The sequence below is a fragment of the Bradyrhizobium sp. 45 genome (assembly GCF_023073155.1).
Classification (GTDB): domain Bacteria; phylum Pseudomonadota; class Alphaproteobacteria; order Rhizobiales; family Xanthobacteraceae; genus Bradyrhizobium; species Bradyrhizobium canariense_D.
The window spans coordinates 27177-48806 of the sequence record NZ_JADPIX010000065.1; the positions used below are offsets into that span (position 1 = coordinate 27177).

The following is a 21630-nucleotide window of genomic DNA, read 5'->3' on the forward strand; positions in this document are numbered from 1 at the left end:
TCAGTGAAACATCTGCACGGTTGTTGGTTGGTAGCCCTGCCCCTGGCTAAGAAAGCGCCGCAGTTGCTCCCTGCCCTGATCCTGCGCAGCTGCGCGCTGGGCAGACTCGAGCATTTGCGCACGACCTTGCGACGCGACAGTAGCCGTAAGGTCCGCAAGCTGCTGAGCTTGCAACGCAAGGAGCTGGTTGCCGGCCTGACTTGCCTGAAGCGCACCCGATGCGCCCTGGCTCGCCGTCACCAGGGCGGACATTTGGGTGCGGTTGGTGTCGAGATTGCGGACAACACTCGCTTGGAGCCGCATGGCGTCCTGCAGCCCGGCCACGGAGTTCTGCCAACGCGTCTGCGCATTCCCGACAAGGAGCCCATTGGACATGCTGACCGATGCCGGCGCATAGGTGGTGGAAAACGCGCGATCGACCTGCTCGACATCATAGGCAATTCGCTGTGCCTGCGAGAGTAGCTGCTGGGTGCGCTGAATCGATTGCTCGAGCTGTTGTAACGACGAATAAGGCAGGCTGGCCAGGTTCTTCGCCTGATTGATCAGCATCTGCGCTTCGTTCTGCAGCGAGGTGATCTGGTTGTTGATCTGCTGCAGCTCACGCGCGGCGGTCAGCACATTCTGAACGTAGTTGTTGGGATCGAAAACGATCCACTGCGCCTTTGCTCTGCCGGGCGCTTGGACCATGATCATGGCGATGATGCTTGCCGCCAGAATCGGCCGGATCCAGTTCATGAGAGCGCTCCTTGTTGGGCGAGCTGCGGAATGAGATTGCAGGCCCAGCCGAGGTCGCGCGCCATGAGCCAACCGGTCACGAACTCGTCCCTTCCGTGCTCGGCAAGCACCCGGTCGACGAGAGCCTGGTCGGCTTTGGACGAGGCGGCCACGAAGGCGAGCGCGATTTCGCCAAGTCCGAGCTCGAACAGGCGGTTGCCGCGTCGAGATTGGCAGTAGTAGTGTCGCTTGGGGGTGGCGCGGGCGAGGATCTCGGTCTGGCGGTCGTTCAGCCCAAAGCGCCGGTAAATCGCCATGATCTGCGGCTCGACGGCGCGATCGTTTGGCAACAGGATCCGGGTCGGGCAGCTCTCAATGATGGCAGGCGCGATTTTGGAGCCGTCGACATCGGCGAGCGACTGGGTCGCAAAAACGACGGAGGCGTTCTTCTTGCGAAGCGTTTTGAGCCATTCGCGGAGCTTGCCGGCAAAATCGGCATCATCGAGCGCGAGCCAGCCTTCGTCGATGATGAGCAGTGTCGGACGGCCGTCTAAGCGGTCCTCGATCCGGTGAAACAGATACGCCAGAACTGCGGGCGCGACAGAGGTCCCAATCAATCCCTCGGTCTCGAACACCTGGACGGAGGCTTCACCGAGCATTTCGTGCTCGCCGTCCAGCAACCGCGCGTATGGCCCCCCGAGGCAGTAGGGCTGCAGCGCGCGCTTGAGAGCGTTGGATTGCAGGAGAACGGAGAGCCCAGTCAGCGTCCGCTCGGCAACCGGCGCCGAGGCGAGCGAGGTCAACGCCGACCAGACATGATCCTTAGTCTCAGGCGTGACCTCGATCCGCTCGCGCGACAGGATCGATGCGATCCAGTCGGATGCCCAGCCTCGCTCGCCGAGATCGTCGATGCGCGCGAGCGGCTGGAGGGCGACGAGTTCTGACGGATCGAGCGCGCCGCCGAGATCATGCCAGTCGCCGCCCATGGCGATGGCCGATGCGCGGATCGAGCCGCCGAAGTCAAACGCAATGATCTGCGCCGCGCTGTAGCGGCGGAACTGCAGCGCCATGAGCGCCAGCAGGACCGACTTGCCGGCGCCCGTCGGTCCAATGACCAGCGTGTGGCCGACATCTCCGACATGCAGAGAAAACCGGAATGGCGTGGAACCTTCAGTCTGGCCGAAGAACAATGGGGGCGCCTTGAAGTGGTGATCCCTCACCTCTCCGGCCCATACCGCAGATAGCGGGATCATATGGGCGAGGTTCAGGGTCGAGACCGGCGGCTGGCGGACGTTCGCGTAAGTTTGTCCCGGCAGGCTGCCGAGCCAGGCTTCGACGGCATTGACCGTCTCGGCCATGCAGGTGAAGTCTCGGCCCTGGATAACCTTTTCGGCGAGGCGGAGCTTTTCGTCGGCTGCGCGCGGATCCCTGTCCCAGACCGTGACCGTTGCCGTGACGAAGACCTGGCCGATCTGATCCGAACCCAATTCCTGGAGCGCACTGTCCGCATCCATCGCCTTGTTGTGGGCATCGGTATCCAAAAGCGCGGAGGCCTCGTTCGTCATCACCTCCTTCAGGATCGAGGCGATCGACTTGCGCTTGGCAAACCATTGACGCCTGATCCTGGTGAGCAGCTTTGTGGCATCTGTCTTGTCGAGCATGATCGCGCGCGTCGACCAGCGGTACGGGAATGCCAGCCGGTTCAGCTCGTCGAGAATCCCGGGCGTGGTCGCAGTCGGAAACCCCACGAGCGTCAGAACGCGCAGATGCGCGTCGCCCAGCATGGGTTCAAGTCCGCCTACCAGCGATTGATCGGCTAGCAACGCATCGAGATACATCGGGATTTCTGGCACGCGCACCCGGTGCCGTTTGGTCGAGACCGTCGAATGCAGGTAGGTCAGCGTTTGCTCGTTATCAAGCCAACGGCATTCCGGCATGAAACCCTCGACCAGCTGCAGCACGCGGCTGGTCCGGTCACTAAAGCCGGCGAGCAGCTCGCGTGCATCGGCTCCCGCAGCGCGCTGGCTGCCCTCGTACAGCAGGCGCTCTGCTGCGGCCGCACTCTCTGCCGGAGGCAAATAAAGGAAAGTCAGGTAGTAGCTCGACTCGTAATGACTGCCGGCTTCCTCAAATTGCGCCTTCCGCTCCGCATCCACCAGCGCCGAGGCGACGTCCGGGAATGTATCCGGCGGATAGCGACCGGCCGAATGCCGCTGCGCCTCGACGAACACGGCCCACCCCGATCCGAGGCGACGGAGTGCATTGTTGAGGCGGCCAGCGACCGCAACAAGCTCGGCCGGCACGGAGCTGTCGAGATCCGGCCCTCTGAACCGGGCCGTTCGCTGAAACGATCCATCCTTATTGAGAATGATCCCTTCATCGACCAGGGCAGCCCAGGGCAGGAAGTCGGCAAGACGTGTGCTTGAACGGCGGTATTCGGCAAGATTCATCATGGGACGACTTCAGGTGCTGAGGTGAGCGGGAACGCGAACATGCCGGCGCACGACTTCCACGAATTCCGGATCGCGCTTTGCGGCCCAGACCGCAGCCATGTGACCCACGAAAGCGAGGAGAAGGCCGGCCAGCCACATGCGCAGGCCGAGACCGAGTGCGGCGGCCAGCGTGCCGTTGAGGATGGCAACCGCGCGCGGCGCGCCGCCCATCAGGATCGGTTCGGTGAGCGCGCGGTGGACGGGAGCCACAAATTCCGGGACTGGCTCGTCCATCAGATCACCACTCCGCCGCCGAATGAGAAGAACGAAAGGAAGAAGCTCGATGCGGCGAATGCGATCGACAGGCCGAACACGATCTGGACTAGCCGCCGGAAACCACCCGAGGTGTCGCCAAAGGCGAGCGACAGCCCGGTCACGATGATGATGATGACCGCAATGATCTTTGCGACCGGACCTTCGACCGATTGCAGGATCTGGTTCAGCGGCTGCTCCCAAGGCATGTTCGAGCCGGCGGCCCAGGCCGGCGCGCTGGCTAGGGCAAGGCTGGCGAACGCCACAATTGAGATGAAGCCGCGCCCGAGAGACGATCGTGTGGTCATGACTGATCTCCGATGTTCGAAAGGCTGTAGTCGCCCAATGATCCAAGGCCGTCGACGCTGGCGAGTTCGCTCAACCGCCGTTCGCCGCCACGGCCAGAGAGAACGGCTATGACGTTGATGGTTTCTGCAATCAGGGCGCGCGGGACGGTGACAACGGCTTCCTGGATCAGCTGCTCGAGCCGGCGCAGCGCGCCAAGCGAGGTCCCCGCGTGTATCGTGCCGATGCCGCCGGGATGTCCTGTGCCCCAGGCCTTCAAAAGATCCAGCGCTTCGGCCCCACGAACCTCGCCGATCGGAATGCGATCAGGGCGCAGGCGAAGAGAGGAGCGCACAAGATCGGAGAGCGAGATCACGCCGTCCTTGGTCCGCAGCGCCACCAAATTTGGTGCCCTGCACTGAAGCTCCCGGGTATCTTCGATGAGAACGACGCGGTCCGAACCTTTGGCAACCTCGGCAAGCAGCGCATTTGTCAGCGTGGTCTTGCCGGTCGAGGTGCCGCCGGCGACCAAGATGTTCTTCCGTGCGGCGACCGCGTTGCGAAGCGCGCTCGCTTGGCTCGCGTTCATAATGTCCGCGGCGACATAGTCGTCCAGGCCGAACACGGCGACCGCCGGTTTGCGGATCGCAAACGTCGGCGCCGCAACAACCGGCGGCAGCAATCCTTCGAAACGTTCCCCCGTTTCCGGCAGCTCAGCCGAAATCCGGGGCGAGCCGGGATGAACTTCTGCTCCTACATAGTGCGCGACCAGGCGGACGATTCGTTCGCCATCCGCTGCCGAAAGGCTCTCTCCGGTGTCTGTAAGGCCGCTCGACAGTCGGTCGATCCACAGCCGGCCGTCGGGATTGAGCATCACCTCGACGATTGCCGGATCTTCCAAAAACCCTGCGATGGCGGGCCCCAACGCGGTACGCAGCATACGCGCTCCGCGCAAGTTCGCTTCTGAATCAAAAGAATGGATCGCCACGATTTGCCCCAAGCTGCTGAGGCCGCTTTCGCGCCCTCATCTGAAGGCAAATAAAAGATAGGTCGCGTGTTACCGCAACGAAGGGAATATGCTGTTCGTAGTCTAGCGTAGAGAAAGGAACATTTGAAAAGAGCGCCGGCTTGACGCCCCGGCCCCTCCACCGCGAGGCGAGAAATCAGCAATGAGCAATGGTCCTGAGCTTACTATTTTTACGCCTTTCCCGGCCGCGATGTTTGCTCAGCCTCCATTGCTTCTCCTGAACCAAGGTCGCTCCCTCGCGTGGGCACGATTGAGTTCCCAGTTTTTGAGGAAGCTCAAACGTGGGATAATGAACCACATCAGCCGGCGGGCTGCAGCAGGCACCAATGCCGACGCTGGTCTGGTGCACCACCGTGAGCGTAGCATGACCCTGCACCATTCTTCCTGGAAACAGGGTGGTCCAGTACTGCACGACGATTGCCGACGCAGAATGCAGGCATTCAAACAGTGATTCTAGTCCGCAATGGCCGAGCTGAAATCGCAGATCTACTTGAGCTGCGCGTGTAGCGAGACATGGTCGAGTTCACCTTCCCACCACGACACAAACACCGCCGCAATACCGTTCCCGATGATGTTGGTAAGCGCGCGCACCTCGCTCATGAACTTGTCTATCGAGAATACGATCGCAATGCCCGGGACGAGGTCAGGACTGACCACGGTCAACGTTGCGGCCAGGGTGACGAACCCGGCACCGGTAACACCACTTGCGCCCTTCGAGGTGAGCATCGCCACAACGAGTATCGTGAGCTGCTGGGCGAAGTCGAGATCGACCCCGAGCGCCTGCGCGATGAACAAGGTCGCCAACGTCATGTAAATGTTGGTCCCATCCAAATTGAAAGAGTATCCTGTCGGCACCACCAGGCCCACGACCGGCTTGGAACAGCCCAGCCGTTCGAGTTTTTCCATCAACTGCGGCAGCGCGCTTTCGGACGACGATGTTCCGAGCACGATCAACAGCTCATCCTTGATGTAGAAGATGAACTTTAGAATAGAAAAACCGACCAAGCGCGCGACCAGGCCAAGCACAATGATCACGAAGAGCCCGGCTGTCACATAGAACAGAGCAACCAAGCCGATGAGTTTACCGAGCGCGGACGGTCCGAATTCGCCGATAGTGTAGGCCATAGCGCCGAACGCCCCGATTGGCGCTGCCTTCATGACGATCCTAATGACGCCAAACACCGCGTGTGCAGCATCGTCGACCAGACTGCGCATCCGCTCACCCCGCTGGCCAAGCGCCATCAGCGAGAACCCGAATAGGATGGCAAACAGCAGCACCTGTAGCACGTCGCCTCGGGCCAGAGCGCCAACTACGCTATCCGGAATAATATTGAGGAGAAAATCGACCGCCTTCTGCCCTTCCGCTCTTTTGACGTAGTTGGCTACCGCCGCGGCGTCAGCCCTGGGAGCAAGCCCATGACCGGCCTGAATGAGATTGCCCATCACGAGACCCAGGATGAGCGCGAAGGTTGACACGATCTCGAAGTAAAGCAGCGCCTTGACGCCGACTCGGCCGACCTTTCGTGCATCCTGAACATGCGCAATTCCGGACACAACAGTGCAGAAGATGATCGGCGCGATCACCATTTTGATCAGCTTGATGAATCCGTCACCAAGCGCTTTGACCCAGCTGTTCGTCCCCACAGAAGGCCACAACCAGCCAACGAGAACGCCAATCAGGATCGCGATCAGTACCTGGATATAAAGAACATTGTACCAGGGGCCAGATGGCTGGAACAGGGCGGCGGCTTTAACAGAGCGGCGCTGGCGGTGATTGTACATCACGCTCGACCCGGCGCCGTGGTACCAAAGCGGAGTGACAATGAAGGCACGGCTTCGCTCAGTGTTCCCTTAGCGCGGCGCGCACAGCGCACTGACCGCTTTAAAAAACCCCGTCCGTTGCCACCGGTTGCCGCCTCTCCCGAATGGGCTTGCGGCCGACGCGAAACAAAGTCCTGAATCCCTTCTGAAACCAGCGGTAAAAACTTCAGAAAGCTTCCTTGAGAGTTCGAATGCATCAGCGTCACCACCCATTTCTATCTTTTTTGGTTGTTCGAAGATGCCACCAGCATGTTAAAAGCCGCCACCCTTAGCAGCCGGCGACCACTCTTCACCTGAGGCATTCTCGCCGTATCGCGCCGGACCGCGACCGTACGTTGAAGAGACATTCACCGTAAAGAACTTGTGGTGGTGCGGCGCGCCTGCGTTCACCCCTCACTCGTCCTATCCTGGCTTCAGGTGAATGCCCGGACATTCCCAAAGGCATCAACTTCGATCGAAAACCACAAGGGCCGAGAAGACATAGCCAGTAGCATTGCTCACGCTGCCTCCATTGGCGATCCCGGTTCCGCCTTTTCGGGAGCTGTGTTTTGCGGTGCCGAACAACACTCCTCGTAACAGAGCTTCTCACTCCTGTAGCTCGCCAAGGCCTGGAGGGAGCACTGCACGAGATCCCGTTTCGCTACATCGGAGGCAGGCGCTGCATCCAGCCATTTCAGCGCCACCTCGACCAATTCGATCGCGCGATCCCTGTTACCGGTCTCGTAATAGTACCGAGCGACCGCCCCGTACGAGAGGAACTTCGCGCCCTCGCTGCCTTGGGGCGGATTCGCCGCGAGGATGTGTTCGGAGAGGTCCTTGCCCATGGCAAAGCGCTCGGCATGTGGGAAACCGGAGTAGTCTTTCGCGGGGTCGAAGAGTTGGCGGATGGCCACGCTCATCCAAACCACAGATTTCTTGTCGATCGCATCGCGAACCAATTGGCGCAATACCGCCAAGCCGGCCCGCATGTCGCGTATCTTGTGAAGCAACAATTCCGCATGAAGCCCACGGAAGGTGACATCGTCCGGCATCGCAGCGAGTGCCTCCTCAACCCCTGAAAGGGCCGCCGCCCAATCCTTACTATTCATGGCGGCTTCAAGTCTGGCAAAGATCGGTTCCACCAGCGCTCGCTTCTGCGATAGTTCGCGCTTTCTGCGTCTGCCCGTGGTTATCCTTTCCGCATCCAGGGCTTTGGCTTCGTCGCTCACTGCCCAGGAACCGTTCAGAACTTTGGGCAACAAGTTATCGAGTTGCGTCGGATGGCCGATAAAGGCGAAGCGGCCGTCACGATCGACCACGAATGACGATGGAATCCCGACAGAAAAGCTGGGATCCATCCAAAGGTTGTTCATTTCGCCGGAGTAGTCGAATGCGATCGCGAAGTTCAGATCTGGCAAGCTCTTCGTCAACCAAGCGTCCAAGCTGGCTCGCGCTTCATCTGCCGTCGAAGCTTGTTCGTGAGCCGCGATGCCGACCACCTCAACTCCGTTGCTCCTGTATTTGCTTTGCAGGGTCACCAAATTCGGCATCGAGGCGATACATGGTCCGCACCACGTCGCCCAAAACTCGATGATGTATACTTTCCCAGGTTCGAACTTTGTAAGCGGTTGGCCACGTAGCCAGTCCTCAACTTTGATGGAGGGAGCCGGCGAACCGACTCTCAGCACACTGTCCGCACCGACTTGACTTGCGCTCTCAGTCACACTGGTCATTGCTCAAATTCGCTTTACCTGGCTCTGTGGAAAACAACAGCAAGTCGCATGCCAGCCAGCGCTCATTGATATTACGCATTTTTCGTATCATTCCTGTCGACCTTGCGACGCATGTCGCATATCCGACCAGCTGTTTGGAGCTTCTTAGGCAATCAGTCGGCCGGACGTGCTTAACGCAGACCGACGAGGCGGGAAGTCAGGCAGAAGGCCGAGTTCACCACTCCACATCATGATCGGTTTCCAGGATAACCATTTCGGCGCTCGGGATCATGACGTGAACTGACCTGCTTTGGCCCGTCGACTTGCGCTTGACGGCGATCTCAGATTTCCAATTCAACTCTTTGAACCAAGGGGCGATGAACCAGACTAGAGCGACCAGCTGCAGCACAACATTCATACTGAACGCCGTCTGATACGCGATTGAGGGGTAGTGTCCGTCCTTTACCGGCCATTGCTCTAGAATTAACCCCGTCCCGTACTGGACGAGGAAAGCCCACCCGAAATGCAGAACATTGAGCACGCCGTTTGCGCGCGCGATCAGTTGGGCCGGAAAGTAATCTCCGATGATCGCGTAGCTGAGGACGATTGCTGATCCGACCACCGCCACAACGATCCACGACGGTAGCGACGGGAATGGCGGATGCAATATCAGCGCGAGTTCGGCTGCAATGAACACAGCAGCTACGATTGAGAGCAACGTTTCAATGTTCTTGCCATGCCGGCGCAGTGAATCGGCGACCACGCTGAGCAGCAATGCGCCAATGCTTAGGGCTATCGCCATTGCGAGCAATTGAGTGACAAGGCTTGTTCGATCCAACCCTTCCACATCGCTCAGCCAGGACGCTGCCCACAAGGACTGCAGGGCCCACGCGGACCCGATACATGTTGAAGAAATCGGCGCAATTCTCCAGAACCGCCCATCCGTATAGACGGTCTTCAGGCTGACTGTCCCTGGTCTCTTCGCAGTTGCCTCATGCTCTGGAACCAAAAAATAGATCGAAGCGGCCGCGGACGCGCTGGATGCGGCAAGCACCTCAAATAGACCGCGCCAGCCTATCCAGTTAAGCAATGCCTCGGCTGGTGCGGTTGCCGTTACCGCGCCCAGTGCACCCAGCATGATCATACAGCCGTTGATGAGCGCCACGCGCTCTCTCGGAAACCAGAGCACGACTGTTTTCAGGCCAGACATGAGGGAAGCTGCGGTACCGAATGCTATCACCGCGCGAGCAATCAGAAGCGACAGAAATCCATTCGATAGTCCGAAAAGCGCAGCGCCTGCGGCAGCCAGCAGCAAGAGCGCACCCTGGACTCGGCGCGGACCGAAGCGATCCAAGAGCATGCCCATCGGAATCTGGCTGCCAGTAAGGATTAGAAAGTAGATCGAGCCCAACAGCCCCAAATCGGCCGTACCAAGCCCCAATTCAGAGGCGAGGCGGTCACAAATGAGCGTGTTGATCATCCGAAACAGGTAGGAAAGATAACATCCCGCTGCAAAGGGAAGGAACACGCAAGAGATGATCCGCCAGCTCCAAACCCGGTTGACCGGCTTCTCGCCTGATCTCAGCCCAGCGGCATCGCTGCGCGTGTTGCTCGAAACGCGGCCACTGGCTTTAACACAAGGCGTTTGGCAGCTGTCGAAAGTGGATATTGCTGCCGCCCTCCTCGGCGACAGCACCCGCGTTTGAGTTTTCACCTACGACGGCCACGCAGTGGGTTTCTTCTTCAACTGGCGCTCGTGGAACGGCGCGTGACGCTCCGCCGCCCATTTCAGGCCCAGATCGGCTGGAACTTCCCGAGCTATCAATTGCCTCCTGCAGCAAGGGCCGGCCAAACCGTACGCGACGATCGACCTGCTCGGCAAAAGCCTTGAAGCGCTCGAGCCCCAGTCGCACGCCTCGTCCTGCTTGGATGGCGGCATCGGCGGCGTCAGCGTGAGGTGGTATCGCACATGGAGAGCCACTGTTTCCGCGATCACCGCAATGTCCGTCCGCAGACTGAGCACCTGCTTATTCGTTCGCTCGATCGCCTCGTAAACCAGACCCTCTATACGCGGCGCCGAATCCAGGAAGCGCTCAAGTGCCGCCTCGACGACGACGCTCTTGCCCATACCAGGGCGGTCAGTCGCGGCTTCGAGTCGCTGGAAAATGCACTCAGAAAGTTGAATTGTTATCTTTCTGGTCTGCTGAACTTCGCTTGGACTCGGCTGCGCGTCCACCTCAGGTTCATTCCGACTTGAGCTCGGTTCTTCCCGGCGCCCGCCGCTAATCTGCATACTCCAGCTTCCTTCTTTCTGCGACCGCACACCGCCTGCGCTTGCTCGCGCGTGGTCTGGATGTTTGGTCGAAACAGATGAATCGCCCTGCGATGACGCACGACAAAAGGGCCGAGACCGCATGCCGCTTCAACCGCGGGGACATTCTGGTCGCAGCCTGGCGTACCGAAAGAAAGAAAGGGCGGATTCCTAAAGACCAGCGCCAGACGTCGTAGCCTCTTGTGCCTCTAGACAGTCAGGTCGCCGATAGACGCGCGATTTCGCGGACGGTGCGTGCACCCTTACGTCAAATGGACAAAGTTACCGATCAAAAACGAGGCGCAGGCGCAATCTAGATGCGCCCTCGCGCCCTCGAGGTCGCGAACGACCCGCGCGGACGCACCGGCCTTATTCCCTGTGCGGTGATGCGCCTCGTAAGAAGCGCACCAGCTCATGCGGCGACCAAATACACCCGCGCCTCGCCCGATTTCCGGCATGCATCACCAGCGTGCGATAGGACTTACACCCGTTCGCGTGCCGCACGTCGAGCCCGTCCTACGGCTGTTCAAACGTATCAGCAGGCCGAGTGCGACCACTCACTTGTCAGGAGGCCTCAGGGGAACTATCGGTCGCACTGGCAGGCGGGAGGACGCAGCGGATCCCCCTCGTTATGGCTGCAGACGTAGCGCTCGTTGTGCCGGTCCTCGCCAGCCACCCGATTCATCGGTCCGCCCGCACCCCGGGCGTCGCTTCCGGATCGATGGAGGTCTGACATGTGAATTGCCCCTGCCGACGGCGAGCTTACTGCGCCAAATCGGCTGCTACAGCCGCGTTGCAGAATATTGTGCGAAAGGCCCCCCTGTTCACCCGCCTTGGCATCGGAGCCGCCGATGTACTTAAGCGCAAATCCTGGTGGCGTTGAGTGAGGGCACATCATGGATGTCGAGTTCTACAGGAGCTTTGCAGAGCGGGCCCACGATGGCTGATCAGGCCGACCCGTTCACGCGAAAGCGGCTTCTGGTGCTGGCCGAGAAATACGATGCTAAGCTGGGGAAACCTTCGCCGGCCAGCCGCAATCTTCAACGCACGCTGCCGCTGCACCGCACCGTGCCAGCCGTAAGCGCCATTTCTGATGGTGGCGAAGCTTGAGGAAGAGCGCCGGCAGCGAGGGCGACTGCGACGCCTGCAGCGGCAGCAAGCATCACCCCTCCAAGGCGCTGGATTTTCCAGCGATGGTACGCGAACTACGCCGGAAAGGATGCGCACCCAAACCGGAGTGAGCATGCCGGATGGCACCCGTCGACTGCCCTCACCGCACTTCAGAAGCACTGTGGTCACAGCTTGCCGGTGGAGGCATTCACCAAATGGACCGAGGAGCATGCCGGCCAAACGACCGGTAGATGAGTATCGGGACCGATCTGCTCCAGTCCCGTCAGCAGTTGCTGCACGTTCATGCCCGTCTGCGCGGGCACCTGAAAAGTACTGATTGCTCCATCCCGCCAGCATAGGCCTGGATACTGCGCCCTGAAAGTGCGGTTGTTTACTGAGAGCGTGCCAGCGCCTTCCAGAGCACGTGCGGCGGCAGTTATGAATTTTCATCGCATATGGAGGCCGGGTCCAGGACACAGCTTTTCGTACTTTTTGGCCCATTTCTCGAGCCGCGGGCTGGGTCCGGATCGTTGAGCGCAACCGTGGGCACCTTCCCGGCGAGTAATCTGGTTTTTGTCGTCCTTCATAAAATTCCTAACCCGAATGGGCGCTCGTTTTGCGCAGGATTGCCGTTGCATGGAGATCACATAGCTTGAGTGCGCGTTCACCTTCAGCCGCCAGCTTCCCCGGCGGGGATCGCCTGGACCTGATCTGTCCGCCGTTTGGCGCCACTCGGAAAGAGCTGCCGTGACGAGCCGTCTCGAGCTGACGATGTAGGCTCCCAACATGAGCGGGTCCTCATCGAGGCAACATCCAGATCTCAAGGCGGGGCGCGGCAAGGATGGGCGCGGCGGTCAGCGTAACTTTTCGAACACCTGAAGCGAACTTGCCGCTGCAGTGACCGGGTGCGCTGTAGGCTGAAGGTCATTGGCGAGGCTCCGCAGCTAGTCATTTCTCCAATAGAGAATCGGTCTGGATCATGCCAAGCGGCCCGCATGGCCCTGCTGCAAACAAGCTCTTTCTCTTTGCGCACGTGACTCTCGGGCGATTACCTGATCTCCGGCCGTTCGGGTCGAAGCGGGGATGCGCCATCTCCGGCTCGGGCGGGGAGGACCAAAAAATGTCAAGAGGCGTCCGCAGCACGGTCCTCGCGATGAAGGCCGGCAGTCGCCACGCTCCTCGGAGGAATAGTCCGTTCATGGACGTGCGAAGAAGGTGTTCGGTCGATCAGGAGGCTGATCAGTTCAGGGCGACTGTAGTGACCGCTTGCATCCATCACTCTCTTGCGCCCGTCGATTTCGATGAAGTCGAGATCGGCAATCACCTCTCCTTCACCTTCCTTCAGGGGCTCGCCTATCAATTGACCATCGGGGGCAACGATAGCCGTGAAGCAACCGCCGGAAATCGGGGCGATAGCAGCGCCCGTGTCATTGGCAATTTGGGCTTGTTGGTCGGCGTTGAGCCATGCGGTTGCGCTGACGACGAAGCAGGCCGATTCAAGGGCATGCTGTCGGGTGCTCACTTCCGTTTGCTGGGAGAAAAGAGGGCCGAAGATTGAGCCGGGGTACATCGCGGAGTGGATCTGCTCGCCATCGGCAATCAAGGCGTATCTTGCCAGCGGGAGATAATGTTCCCAGCACGCAAGCTGGCCGATCCGGCCAACGGCGCTGTCTACGGCGCGAAGGCCGGCACCGTCGCCTTGGCCCCAGACCATCCGCTCATGATAGGTGGGGGTGATCTTGCGGCGACGCTGGATCAGCGTGCCGTCCGCATCGAACAGGAGCTGAGTGTTATAGATCGATCCTCCGTCCCGCTCATTGGCGCCGACCGAAACGACCATTTGGGCGTCCTTGGCCGCATCACCGATCGCATGCGTCTCCGCAGAGGGTACCGTAAGGGACTGCTCAAGCAGCCTCTGATGCTCCTTGGCAAGCGTGAAGGGCGGCTGGACGAACGAGAAATACGGGTAGTAGGGAATGATGGTCTCGGGAAACGTGGCGAAACGCACCCCCTTTTTGCCCAATTCGCGAATCTTTCTGGTGATCTTCTCGACTGTCCCCTCTCGGCTGTACAACACGGGGCTGATCTGTACGGCGGCTGCCTTAATGATTTTTCTCATTCTGTTCTTCTGCACATTGTGAGTATCCGCGTTGCACTGCAACTGGTGTAGAGGATGACGGATGACTCTCACGGGGGCTCTTCGAGCCCATGGGGGCTTGTTGGACTCAGGGCTGTGTGCGTCTGCCATCGACAGCCACGTCGATGCCGGTGATGTAGGATGCGTCGCCGAAGGCGAGGAAGCTCACGCGCCGCGATCTTCCGTGGCTTACCGAAGTGTTTCGCGGCTATCTGCTCCAGCGGGACCGTTGCGCGGTCTTGCACGCTGGTCTCGGAAATGCCGATGTTTCTAAACAGCGGACTTTCGGTGGCGCCCGAGCTCTCGGCGTTTATCCGAGCGCTTCGGCGGATCAGTTGGGTGCCAAGGGCTCGCGTCAAGTGGCACAGTTCGGCCTTGGATGCCGACACAACCGATGTTCGCGCGATTCCGACCTGATTGGACGAAGAAACCGTGAAGACGATCTCGCTCGGGTTGCGCGCGAGAGGCAGCGCCTTGTGAGTATTGAAATAGAATCCGGGGAAATTGACGAAGACGTCAACGCTCTGCTGAGTTGTTTGCGCGAGCGAGCCGAGTTTCGCGATTTCGGCATTGGCATCGAAATGGGCTATAACAGTTTCGCGCTTTCCTCCGAAGCGGGATAGCCGACGCGAAAAATAGCCGAGCCTCGCTGTCGGGATAGCTTCGCGATTCCCTGCAGGACTTTGGCTCATGACGCGTTTTCCGCATCACTTGGCTTATGCATTGACGGATAGGGCTTTCTGCCCACTGTGTCGGTAGTCGCGTCGGCAACTGCCGTAGTGGAATGATGCGCCATCATGTGGTGAAGTGGCCGCTCTTGCTGGCGATCTTACCGTTCTTGCGAGTGACGCTGCCCTTCTCACGTTTGGTAATCAGCTTCATCTTGCACCGCTTCGCGATCAGGGGCATCGGGACAAGCTTCCATCCTGTGGCCTTGCGCAACTCTGCTTGCGTAACGCCGTCTTGTCGCGAGGCCAGCGAGCTGATCAGATTGATCTTGGTGTGAGGATGCTTGGCCATCACCGCCATCCGGCGGGATTGGGCCTCATTCAACGGCTCCAAGCCAATGTGCTTCTCCAGTTGTCCTTCCCTCGAAAGTGGACGATGTAGTTCCGTTCCTCTGGAATTGTGAAAACATATTGCAGGCGGTCTCAGCGGTTGCCTCATTGCAATCTGACGTAAACGGATAACGTTACACCAGTTTGCTGAAGTTTGGGGCAGTGCAAGTTCTCGCATTTTCGACAGGATTTCGCAGAGACTAAGACCGTGCAAGGTGGATTGCTAACACAGAGGACCTGCGATGCAATCCGCAAAAACTGGTAGGCCACGTATTGAGAAGAGCTTCCGGAACTCTGGAGAGGCTGCCGCTTGCTCAAGCAAGCAGCGTTACTCCATCGAGCGGCAGCTCGAATGCAGGCCGTACTCATCTCAACTCGCTTCAGATTTCAGCATTCATGTCATGCGGCCTCCCAGCCCTCAGATATCTGCCGTCGGTCCCGATCTAAGGCGCTCGGTCCGTTCGATTTGGCCCTGTCGTTATCTGCGGCCGAACTACTCGGCGCGAGCACCCTCGCAAGTTCCCTTGTAGTCCTGCATCGTCCGCCTGCTCCGGCGATTGTTAAATTACTCTGGAATTGCGGCGTTCGAATCCAAGCTCACCTCTTTCAGAACGGTTGATCCGCTGGAACGCCGTCGGCCAAGCGCTTCAACGACTCGATCATAACGTTCGGCGCATTTGGCGCGAGCGGCTGGACTGGATTGTTCTGGTAATGCCGGCAGCGATGTCAACCAGAAGCGAACGAAAAGGGCGAGCGTCTCGAGCGTGATGCTGTCATTGCGTTCGAGACGCTCGAGCAGCAGTACGATGCGATCCAGCCGCTTGGCAATAGCCGCCTCGCGTCGCTCGGAATTGTCAGGCAAAAGAAATGACGCGATCGCGGCCGCTGCGACCAGCGACTTGGGCTGGCCACGACGCTCCGCAAAGACATCAAGGGTCCTGAATGTCTGCGGATCAAGTTAGATACTGAGCTGAACCTTTTTCACCGATTTGTCCCCACTCAGAGGTCCATGCCATCGTCAGGTCGAGGCTGGTCGCGCGCTAATCCCTGCATTACGCGGCCTAGCGCTTGTGCCTGGACCGCATCTGCGTCGGGCTCACGGGAGCAGCATCGAACTCATGTTCCGCGAGCGGTGCCTTGATTTCGATCTCCTCGTGCTGCGGCAATTCTGGCTCGCGCCGGAGCCGCCCGTTCGGGTCGCCATGCTTTCGCTGCCGAGTCGCAAGCCGTTCGATCGAGGGCGCAGGGGATGGGTGCCCCGACCAGTCCTCATCCGGGCGCGAGGACAAGAGAATTGTTGCTGCTTTAGGGGCTTGAAGATTCGCTTCTGAAATTGCGGGTCCTCGTGATAACGAACCTTGGTGGCACGCAGCGGGTGGAGGCCCGACACCATCACAATCGCCTCTTTCGACGAGAGCTGCATGACCTCGCCAGGCGTCAGGAGAGGACGGGACGTTTCTTGGCGGCTCACCATCAAGTGTCCAAGCCAGGGGCTTATGCGATGCCCGGCATAGTTTTTCATAGCGCGCAGCTCGGTCGCGGTCCTCAGCGCATCCGAGACGCGCTTAGCGGTGCGATCGTCATTGTGGAGACGGCTATCCGGATGTGACGATTGTCGACGTGGTTCGGCCCATAAGCGCGTTCTAACTGGTTCAAGCTCTGAGTGATCAGGAAACTGCGAATGCCATAGCCGGCCATGAATGCAAGCTGGCTCTCGAACAAATCGAGGCAGCCCAGAGCTGCATGACTCGTCGAGCATCAGGAGGAGCTTTTGACGGCGCCGGTCGGGATCCAGGCTCTCGGTCAGGCGCCGTCCGATCTGATTGAGGATGAGCCAAATCAGAACTTTTGTGTGGAAGATGTCGGATGGCGGCACGACGAGATAGAGTGAAACGGGCTGCGGTTTGTCGGCGACATCGAGAATGCGCCAATCGCTCCGCGCGGTGACCTTAGCAACGACCGGATGGCGATAAAGGCCCAAGAAGCTCATTGTGGTCGACAGCACGCCCGACCCCTCGTTCTCGCTCTTGTTGAGCAGCTCTCGCGCTGCTGAAGCGACGACGGGATGAACGCGATCACCAAGTTGAGCCCCGGCAAGTGTCTTGTCAGCTTCAGCGTAGAGGACATGCAGGATAGCGCCGACGAGCAGAAAATGGCTGGTTTTTCCCAATGGTTGCGGCGCTCGAGCGCCCCTTCGGGATCAACCAGGATATGCAGAAATTTTGCGCTTCTCGTACTTCGCAAGTTGTAGGCGGCGCTTGGCGTGTTTGTCGGTCGAATAAGATTACATCTCCACGGCGCGCGCGCCATCCCGAGGTCAACTGGAAATTCTCGCGCTTGATTTCGTGGACGATCACCGAACGCGGCCACTCCCGCTCGAGCGAAGGCGACCAGGGCACAAGCTGAAAGCCGAGGCCGTTCTCGATCATCGCGAAGCGCCCGGACGCCAGTGACAGACGTCCACGATAATCCCCTCAGATCTGCTCACCTAACATCAGATGACAAGTGCGGAAGCCCCGTTTGCTCCATGAGCCGTCGTGTAACGACGTCGAATTCGCGCTCGCGGAGGCTTTCGATCACGTTGCGGCTTAGCCGGACCTTGTTGCCATCGCGCCGGGCGAGTCCTTGGTCGGCCAAAACATCGATGCGCCGTTCAAGTGCGCACGGACCTCGGCGCCAAAACGCAATGCGCGAGAGCTCGGCAGGATCTCGCGCGACGAGCTGCCGGTCTAGCCACGTTGTTCCATCCGCCGCGACCTGCTGGTCCAGAAAGAGCTCCGAGCGAACCGCGAGCGCAATCCGTGTTCGACCACGGGTGTCCGCAAACCGGCGCAGTTCCACGATCCCACCGATCAGGCCCATCGCCGGCCGCCTCGACAGCAGGAAGCTTCACGTGATGCACACGCCCGTCAATCCCGTCGACAACGGCAAAGGCTGTGCCCTTCATCAAGCCCGCGCCCGATGAGACGGCCAACGATTGGTTCGCCATGAGTTTCGCCCTCCAGTGCCCAGGATGCGGGGGTGCGGCTGGCGCCGTCCCGCGTGAGGGCTTTGTGCAGCCACTTGATGATGTCACCGCGCTCGCCCAGCGCGCGCAACCTCGCCTCCGCATCGGGGGCCAGAACCCAGACGGCGGGGCCCGCAGGTTCCGCCAAACCGCGCCGCGCGAGCGTCCGCATGCGCCCAATCCGCTTTCCCGCAATGGATCGCGCCCGGCACCCCGCTCGGACCTCAACTTGATAACGCCGTCCGCCGTCCCCGCTTCCCGGGCAAGCGTCCGATCGAGTGTGGTCCAGCGTTCGGCTGTCGTGTCCGCCTCAAGGCTCTGGCGAGTCTCGAGCTCCGAACGAGGGCCAAGTTCGCGCATGACAAGGTCGCTGGCGCCGGCGCGCAAGCCCATAGCGATATAACCGCGACTGATGACGAAGTCGGCAGATCATCGGTACCGCCCCGCACGAGGATGTGAATGTGCGGATGCTCTGTATTCGAGTGGTCGACCGCCACCAGTCAAGCCGTGTGCCAGGGTCGCGCGAGGCTTGGTCCATCAGCTCCCGACTGAAGCTACGCAGGCTGGCAAGTTCACCCGCATCATCAGGCGAGACAATGAACCTAAAATGATGGCGGTCACCCTCGCAACGCGTGACGAAGGCGCAACCGTCCGCATCATCCGCCTCGGCGTCGAATAGTTTGCCCTGAGCGCCGTCTCGTGTGACTCCGTCGCGCTGCAGGTAACCGATATGGGCGCGCAACGCGCCCGGTGAACGCATCCGCCGCACCACCCGCGCCTTGACCATAGCACCGCGGCCGCTGGCGTTGAGAAGCCGTGCCGCAGCGATGCTCGCGGCGCGACCGCGTCCAAACTTTCCGCCATGGCCATCCTTGCCTCGCGAGAGGCCGCCGGCCTTCTGAGCGGCTGTGAGTACCTGCGCCACAAACGGCTTTGTCCGGGGCGCGCGCGTGGAGCGGATACGGCCGGGACGGATCCGAAGCTCATCCTCGCGCGTCATTCCGGCCGCCGCAAGGCATCGAAAGCCGTGTAAGAACAGCGCCTTGGGGAAAGCCGAACTTTGCTTCGAGTCGCCGCAATGTTTAGTCGATCATTGAAATCCATATACTTTCTCTCACAACCGACCGGCCGCACCTTGCGGCTTTTATCCTGCCGTCTTAATCGGTCGTGTCGTCTGTCTGACCTCAGCCATTCTCGCTTCCTTTCTCGCTTGCGACAAGCCTCTCTGATCCACGCCATGACACGATGCGCCGCGATGCTTGCGAGTCCTGATGCGCCGTGCAGTCTTCCGCGCTCAGCGACGGCACAGTGTCGCTGCAGCAAGGCAGCGCGGACGCCGTCGCGGCGCATCTTTCCATCGGTGTGACGGAGCCACATCACAGGCAATCCGGCGCGATCGGTCGGCATCCGAAGATGCATCGTCGCAGGCAAGATAACGTGCGTTCCGTCGTGTTGGTGCTGCACCAGTCCTCATCCGCCGGCGGCGGAGCTCCGTGTTCAGGTCGCGGCCATCACCGCGTCGTTGCCAGGTTGCAGGATCACGCGCCTCATGCGTAGGGCCCGAGCAATTTGCGCGGCTTAGCTGTTGTTTCGGCATGCATCTCCGCCGCCGAGGCGTCCGGATCGCCGCAGTACAACGTGCCGCTGGTCCACATCGCATGCATGATCACAGCGAGCTTGCGCGCTACCGCCACCGTCGCCTTGCGGTGCGAGGAGCGCTTGGCCAGCGCCAGCCCCCACGCCTTGACCTTGTCTTTTTTCTTGTAGCGAGTCAGCAAAGCGCTGGCCGCCTCGTACAGCGCCCGCCGCACGTCACCGTCGCCCGCCTTGCTGATCCGGCCCTTGACGTCGATAGACGAGCCGGACTGCCAGCGCCGCGAGGTCAGGCCAAAATACGCCGCCACGTCGCGCGAGCGTCTGAAGCGCGAGGGGTCATCGACCGCGGTCATAAAGCTCAGCGCCGCGATCGGGCCGACGCCAGGAATCTGCATGAAGCGCCGGCACAGCTCATGGCCGGCGACCAGGCGAACCACCAGGTCGTGCAGCCGGCAGTACTCCTTCCACAGCGCCGCGCGCGCATTCAGCATGGCGTCGATCAGCTCGCTGACAAGCGCATCGTGGGCGACCGCCTCGCGCACGACTTGCGCAAAGCCGCCGCGCCCGACCCGGTTCAGCCGGATGCCAAACACTTTCAGCGAGTGCCGGATCGCATTCTCGAGGTCCACAAACTTGCGCTTCAGATTGCGCCGGTGCGTCAACAACAGCCGCAGCCGGTAGCAGGCCTCGCTCTTGATATGGGCGCGCCGGAACCAGCCGGTGCGCATGATGTGGGCAATCCCGAGCGCATCTGCCCGGTCGGTCTTGTTGCGCTGCGCCTTCAGCGCCGCGCGAACATGCAAAGTCTCCAGGCAGACCGCCGGCAGGCCCAGCCTGAGCAGCTCCGGATGCAGCCAGGGCGACAGCGATCCCGCCTCATGACCAAGGCGTCGCAAGCGGCCAAGATAGGGCGTCAGCGCCACCTTGATCGCGTCCGGATCGGTCACCACCGCCGTCTCCAGCATCACCTTGCCGGTCGCGTCCACCACGCAGATCGCCGTCTCGTCCATGCCGACGTCCAAACCACAGAAGAATTCCATCACACGCCTCCCGCGTTGCTGAGCCGGTGCAGTGTGCGCAATATTCATCGCGCAGACCATCTGCTCCGCCGCCGCAAGTTCTGCAGGAGACCGATTACGGGCGGCCGTCCTGCCGTCGTGTTTGCCCACTGCTCTGCCCCTTCCGCCAATTCCTCGCTGAAGCACGCCATGGCTTGCGAACCCGCACACATGGTCATTGCGAAGCTCGCGAATCCGATCGAGGGACGAACACGCCAATAGGCCGGGGTACCAGGGGCGAAACATCGGGCGCCGAGATTGCGGTCGTGGCGCCGCTCGAAGGACTGAGCGCCGACGAGCGATCGCGTGTTTTCATCCGATCGGATCGCGCGACGAACAACGCTGCAGCTGTCGAAAACCGCCGGCCGGTGGTCCGCGTCGGAGGCAACTCGATGCCAAGCAGACTTGCAAGCTTGGCCACATACGCTTGCGTCTCGTCTGGCAATGGGCCGCCCGCGAGATGCTCTTCGTAGCGAGCTGGTCCCGCATTGTACGCCGCCAACACGCCAGGCCAGCCATACCGGTCGAGCAGTTCACGCAGATATGCCGCGCCTGCCAGAATGTTGTCGCGCGGGTCGTAGGGATCACGGCCGAGATTATGGCGCTCGCGCAGTTCCGCCCAGGTCGACGGCATGATTTGCATCAGGCCCATTGCGCCTTTAGGCGATCTGGCATGCGCGTCACCAGCACTTTCCATGTTGATGACTGAGCCAATCCAGTTCACCGGAACTGAAAAGCGGTCTGAGGCTTCGTCGACAAAGCCTGCAAATTGGTTGCTCGTTTGAGTGACCGCGCGAACCGCGGCCGCTCCGCTCTCCGCGACAGCGGCACCGAACGGCACAGCGCAGATGAGCAGTAGCGAAGCGATAGTCAAAACAAGCGCGCACAACCAGGCCAGCCATCCCGTCGTGCTCGCGCCCGTCCAGGGTAACGCGGCTCCGCGCCAGGTATTCGGCCGCCTTGGACTGCCGCTGCACGCGGTAGCCTCGCAGATACTGATCGGAATGTAGGAATGATCCCGCCATCGATCGAACGAAGGAATGGCGGGGTGAACACGTGGAACACGCACGT

Annotated in this window: 21 protein-coding genes and 2 pseudogenes; 2 read left to right on the forward strand and 21 right to left on the reverse strand. The window is 60.5% G+C overall.

Annotation, left to right across the window (positions count from 1 at the left end):
* The 8 genes from trbJ to IVB42_RS12530 form a co-directional block, all read right to left on the reverse strand.
* On the reverse strand, positions 1–735 hold the full coding sequence (gene trbJ / locus IVB42_RS12495; RefSeq protein ID WP_247394942.1) for a P-type conjugative transfer protein TrbJ: 735 nt from the start codon (positions 733–735) through the stop codon (positions 1–3).
* A complete protein-coding gene (gene trbE / locus IVB42_RS12500; RefSeq protein ID WP_247394924.1) occupies positions 732–3167 on the reverse strand; it encodes a conjugal transfer protein TrbE in 2436 nt (811 codons plus the stop codon). The genes trbJ and trbE overlap by 4 nt, the downstream gene beginning before the upstream one ends.
* A gap of 9 nt (positions 3168–3176) precedes the next feature.
* Positions 3177–3440, reverse strand: coding sequence for a VirB3 family type IV secretion system protein (locus IVB42_RS12505; RefSeq protein WP_247386364.1), 264 nt, complete (start codon positions 3438–3440; stop codon positions 3177–3179).
* A complete protein-coding gene (locus IVB42_RS12510) occupies positions 3440–3766 on the reverse strand; it encodes a TrbC/VirB2 family protein (protein WP_247338342.1) in 327 nt (108 codons plus the stop codon). Before IVB42_RS12510 ends, IVB42_RS12505 begins: the two co-directional genes overlap by 1 nt.
* Entirely contained in the window at positions 3763–4683 is a 921-nt protein-coding gene (gene trbB / locus IVB42_RS12515; protein ID WP_247394877.1) for a P-type conjugative transfer ATPase TrbB, read from the reverse strand. The genes IVB42_RS12510 and trbB overlap by 4 nt, the downstream gene beginning before the upstream one ends.
* A 573-nt stretch (positions 4684–5256) precedes the next feature.
* Entirely contained in the window at positions 5257–6552 is a 1296-nt protein-coding gene (gene dctA, locus IVB42_RS12520) for a C4-dicarboxylate transporter DctA (RefSeq protein WP_247470294.1), read from the reverse strand.
* A 536-nt stretch (positions 6553–7088) separates the two neighbouring features.
* Positions 7089–8303, reverse strand: coding sequence for a TlpA disulfide reductase family protein (locus IVB42_RS12525; RefSeq protein WP_247371267.1), 1215 nt, complete (start codon positions 8301–8303; stop codon positions 7089–7091).
* A gap of 214 nt (positions 8304–8517) precedes the next feature.
* Positions 8518–9762 (reverse strand): MFS transporter, encoded by a 1245-nt coding sequence (locus IVB42_RS12530; RefSeq protein ID WP_247470301.1) that lies wholly within the window; start codon positions 9760–9762, stop codon positions 8518–8520.
* Between the two features lie 55 nt (positions 9763–9817).
* On the opposite strand from IVB42_RS12530, the gene IVB42_RS12535 reads away from it, so the two are divergent.
* Positions 9818–9988 (forward strand): hypothetical protein, encoded by a 171-nt coding sequence (locus IVB42_RS12535; protein WP_247371270.1) that lies wholly within the window; start codon positions 9818–9820, stop codon positions 9986–9988.
* 8 nt (positions 9989–9996) lie between these two features.
* Here IVB42_RS12535 and IVB42_RS12540 read toward each other — a convergent pair whose 3' ends face one another.
* Positions 9997–10410 (reverse strand): hypothetical protein, encoded by a 414-nt coding sequence (locus tag IVB42_RS12540; RefSeq protein WP_247394863.1) that lies wholly within the window; start codon positions 10408–10410, stop codon positions 9997–9999.
* A gap of 1122 nt (positions 10411–11532) precedes the next feature.
* On the opposite strand from IVB42_RS12540, the gene IVB42_RS12545 reads away from it, so the two are divergent.
* On the forward strand, positions 11533–11703 hold the full coding sequence (locus IVB42_RS12545; protein WP_247339234.1) for a hypothetical protein: 171 nt from the start codon (positions 11533–11535) through the stop codon (positions 11701–11703).
* A gap of 1123 nt (positions 11704–12826) precedes the next feature.
* On the opposite strand, the gene IVB42_RS12550 is transcribed toward IVB42_RS12545, so the two are convergent.
* The 12 genes and pseudogenes from IVB42_RS12550 to IVB42_RS12600 all read right to left on the reverse strand — a co-directional run bounded on the left by IVB42_RS12550 (position 12827) and on the right by IVB42_RS12600 (position 21628).
* On the reverse strand, positions 12827–13822 hold the full coding sequence (locus IVB42_RS12550; protein WP_247289279.1) for a nitrilase-related carbon-nitrogen hydrolase: 996 nt from the start codon (positions 13820–13822) through the stop codon (positions 12827–12829).
* 68 nt (positions 13823–13890) lie between these two features.
* Positions 13891–14532, reverse strand: coding sequence for an SDR family oxidoreductase (locus tag IVB42_RS12555; protein WP_247470295.1), 642 nt, complete (start codon positions 14530–14532; stop codon positions 13891–13893).
* A gap of 103 nt (positions 14533–14635) precedes the next feature.
* On the reverse strand, positions 14636–14860 hold the full coding sequence (locus IVB42_RS12560) for a hypothetical protein (protein WP_247470296.1): 225 nt from the start codon (positions 14858–14860) through the stop codon (positions 14636–14638).
* Between the two features lie 603 nt (positions 14861–15463).
* Positions 15464–15883, reverse strand: a pseudogene (locus IVB42_RS12565) (CopG family transcriptional regulator).
* 111 nt (positions 15884–15994) lie between these two features.
* Complete coding sequence (locus IVB42_RS12570; protein ID WP_247470303.1) at positions 15995–16447, reverse strand: type IV secretory system conjugative DNA transfer family protein; 453 nt, start codon at positions 16445–16447, stop codon at positions 15995–15997.
* Positions 16444–16596, reverse strand: coding sequence for a TraM recognition domain-containing protein (locus IVB42_RS12575; protein ID WP_247470305.1), 153 nt, complete (start codon positions 16594–16596; stop codon positions 16444–16446). The genes IVB42_RS12570 and IVB42_RS12575 overlap by 4 nt, the downstream gene beginning before the upstream one ends.
* Positions 16577–17068 (reverse strand): annotated as a pseudogene (locus tag IVB42_RS12580) (type IV secretory system conjugative DNA transfer family protein); the annotation flags it as partial. The pseudogene IVB42_RS12580 and the gene IVB42_RS12575, both read right to left, overlap by 20 nt.
* The gene (locus IVB42_RS41900; RefSeq protein WP_247480162.1) at positions 17010–17327 is read right to left on the reverse strand and encodes a hypothetical protein; all 318 of its coding nucleotides are present in this window, start codon (positions 17325–17327) and stop codon (positions 17010–17012) included. The gene IVB42_RS41900 and the pseudogene IVB42_RS12580, both read right to left, overlap by 59 nt.
* Positions 17328–17382: 55 nt before the next feature.
* Positions 17383–17760 (reverse strand): DUF3363 domain-containing protein, encoded by a 378-nt coding sequence (locus tag IVB42_RS41905; RefSeq protein WP_253075411.1) that lies wholly within the window; start codon positions 17758–17760, stop codon positions 17383–17385.
* A gap of 47 nt (positions 17761–17807) precedes the next feature.
* Positions 17808–18077 (reverse strand): DUF3363 domain-containing protein, encoded by a 270-nt coding sequence (locus IVB42_RS12590; protein WP_247394855.1) that lies wholly within the window; start codon positions 18075–18077, stop codon positions 17808–17810.
* 1375 nt (positions 18078–19452) lie between these two features.
* Entirely contained in the window at positions 19453–20541 is a 1089-nt protein-coding gene (locus IVB42_RS12595; RefSeq protein ID WP_247470307.1) for an IS110 family transposase, read from the reverse strand.
* Positions 20542–20734: 193 nt separating this feature from the next.
* The gene (locus tag IVB42_RS12600) at positions 20735–21628 is read right to left on the reverse strand and encodes a lytic transglycosylase domain-containing protein (protein ID WP_247470297.1); all 894 of its coding nucleotides are present in this window, start codon (positions 21626–21628) and stop codon (positions 20735–20737) included.
* Positions 21629–21630 lie beyond the last annotated feature (2 nt).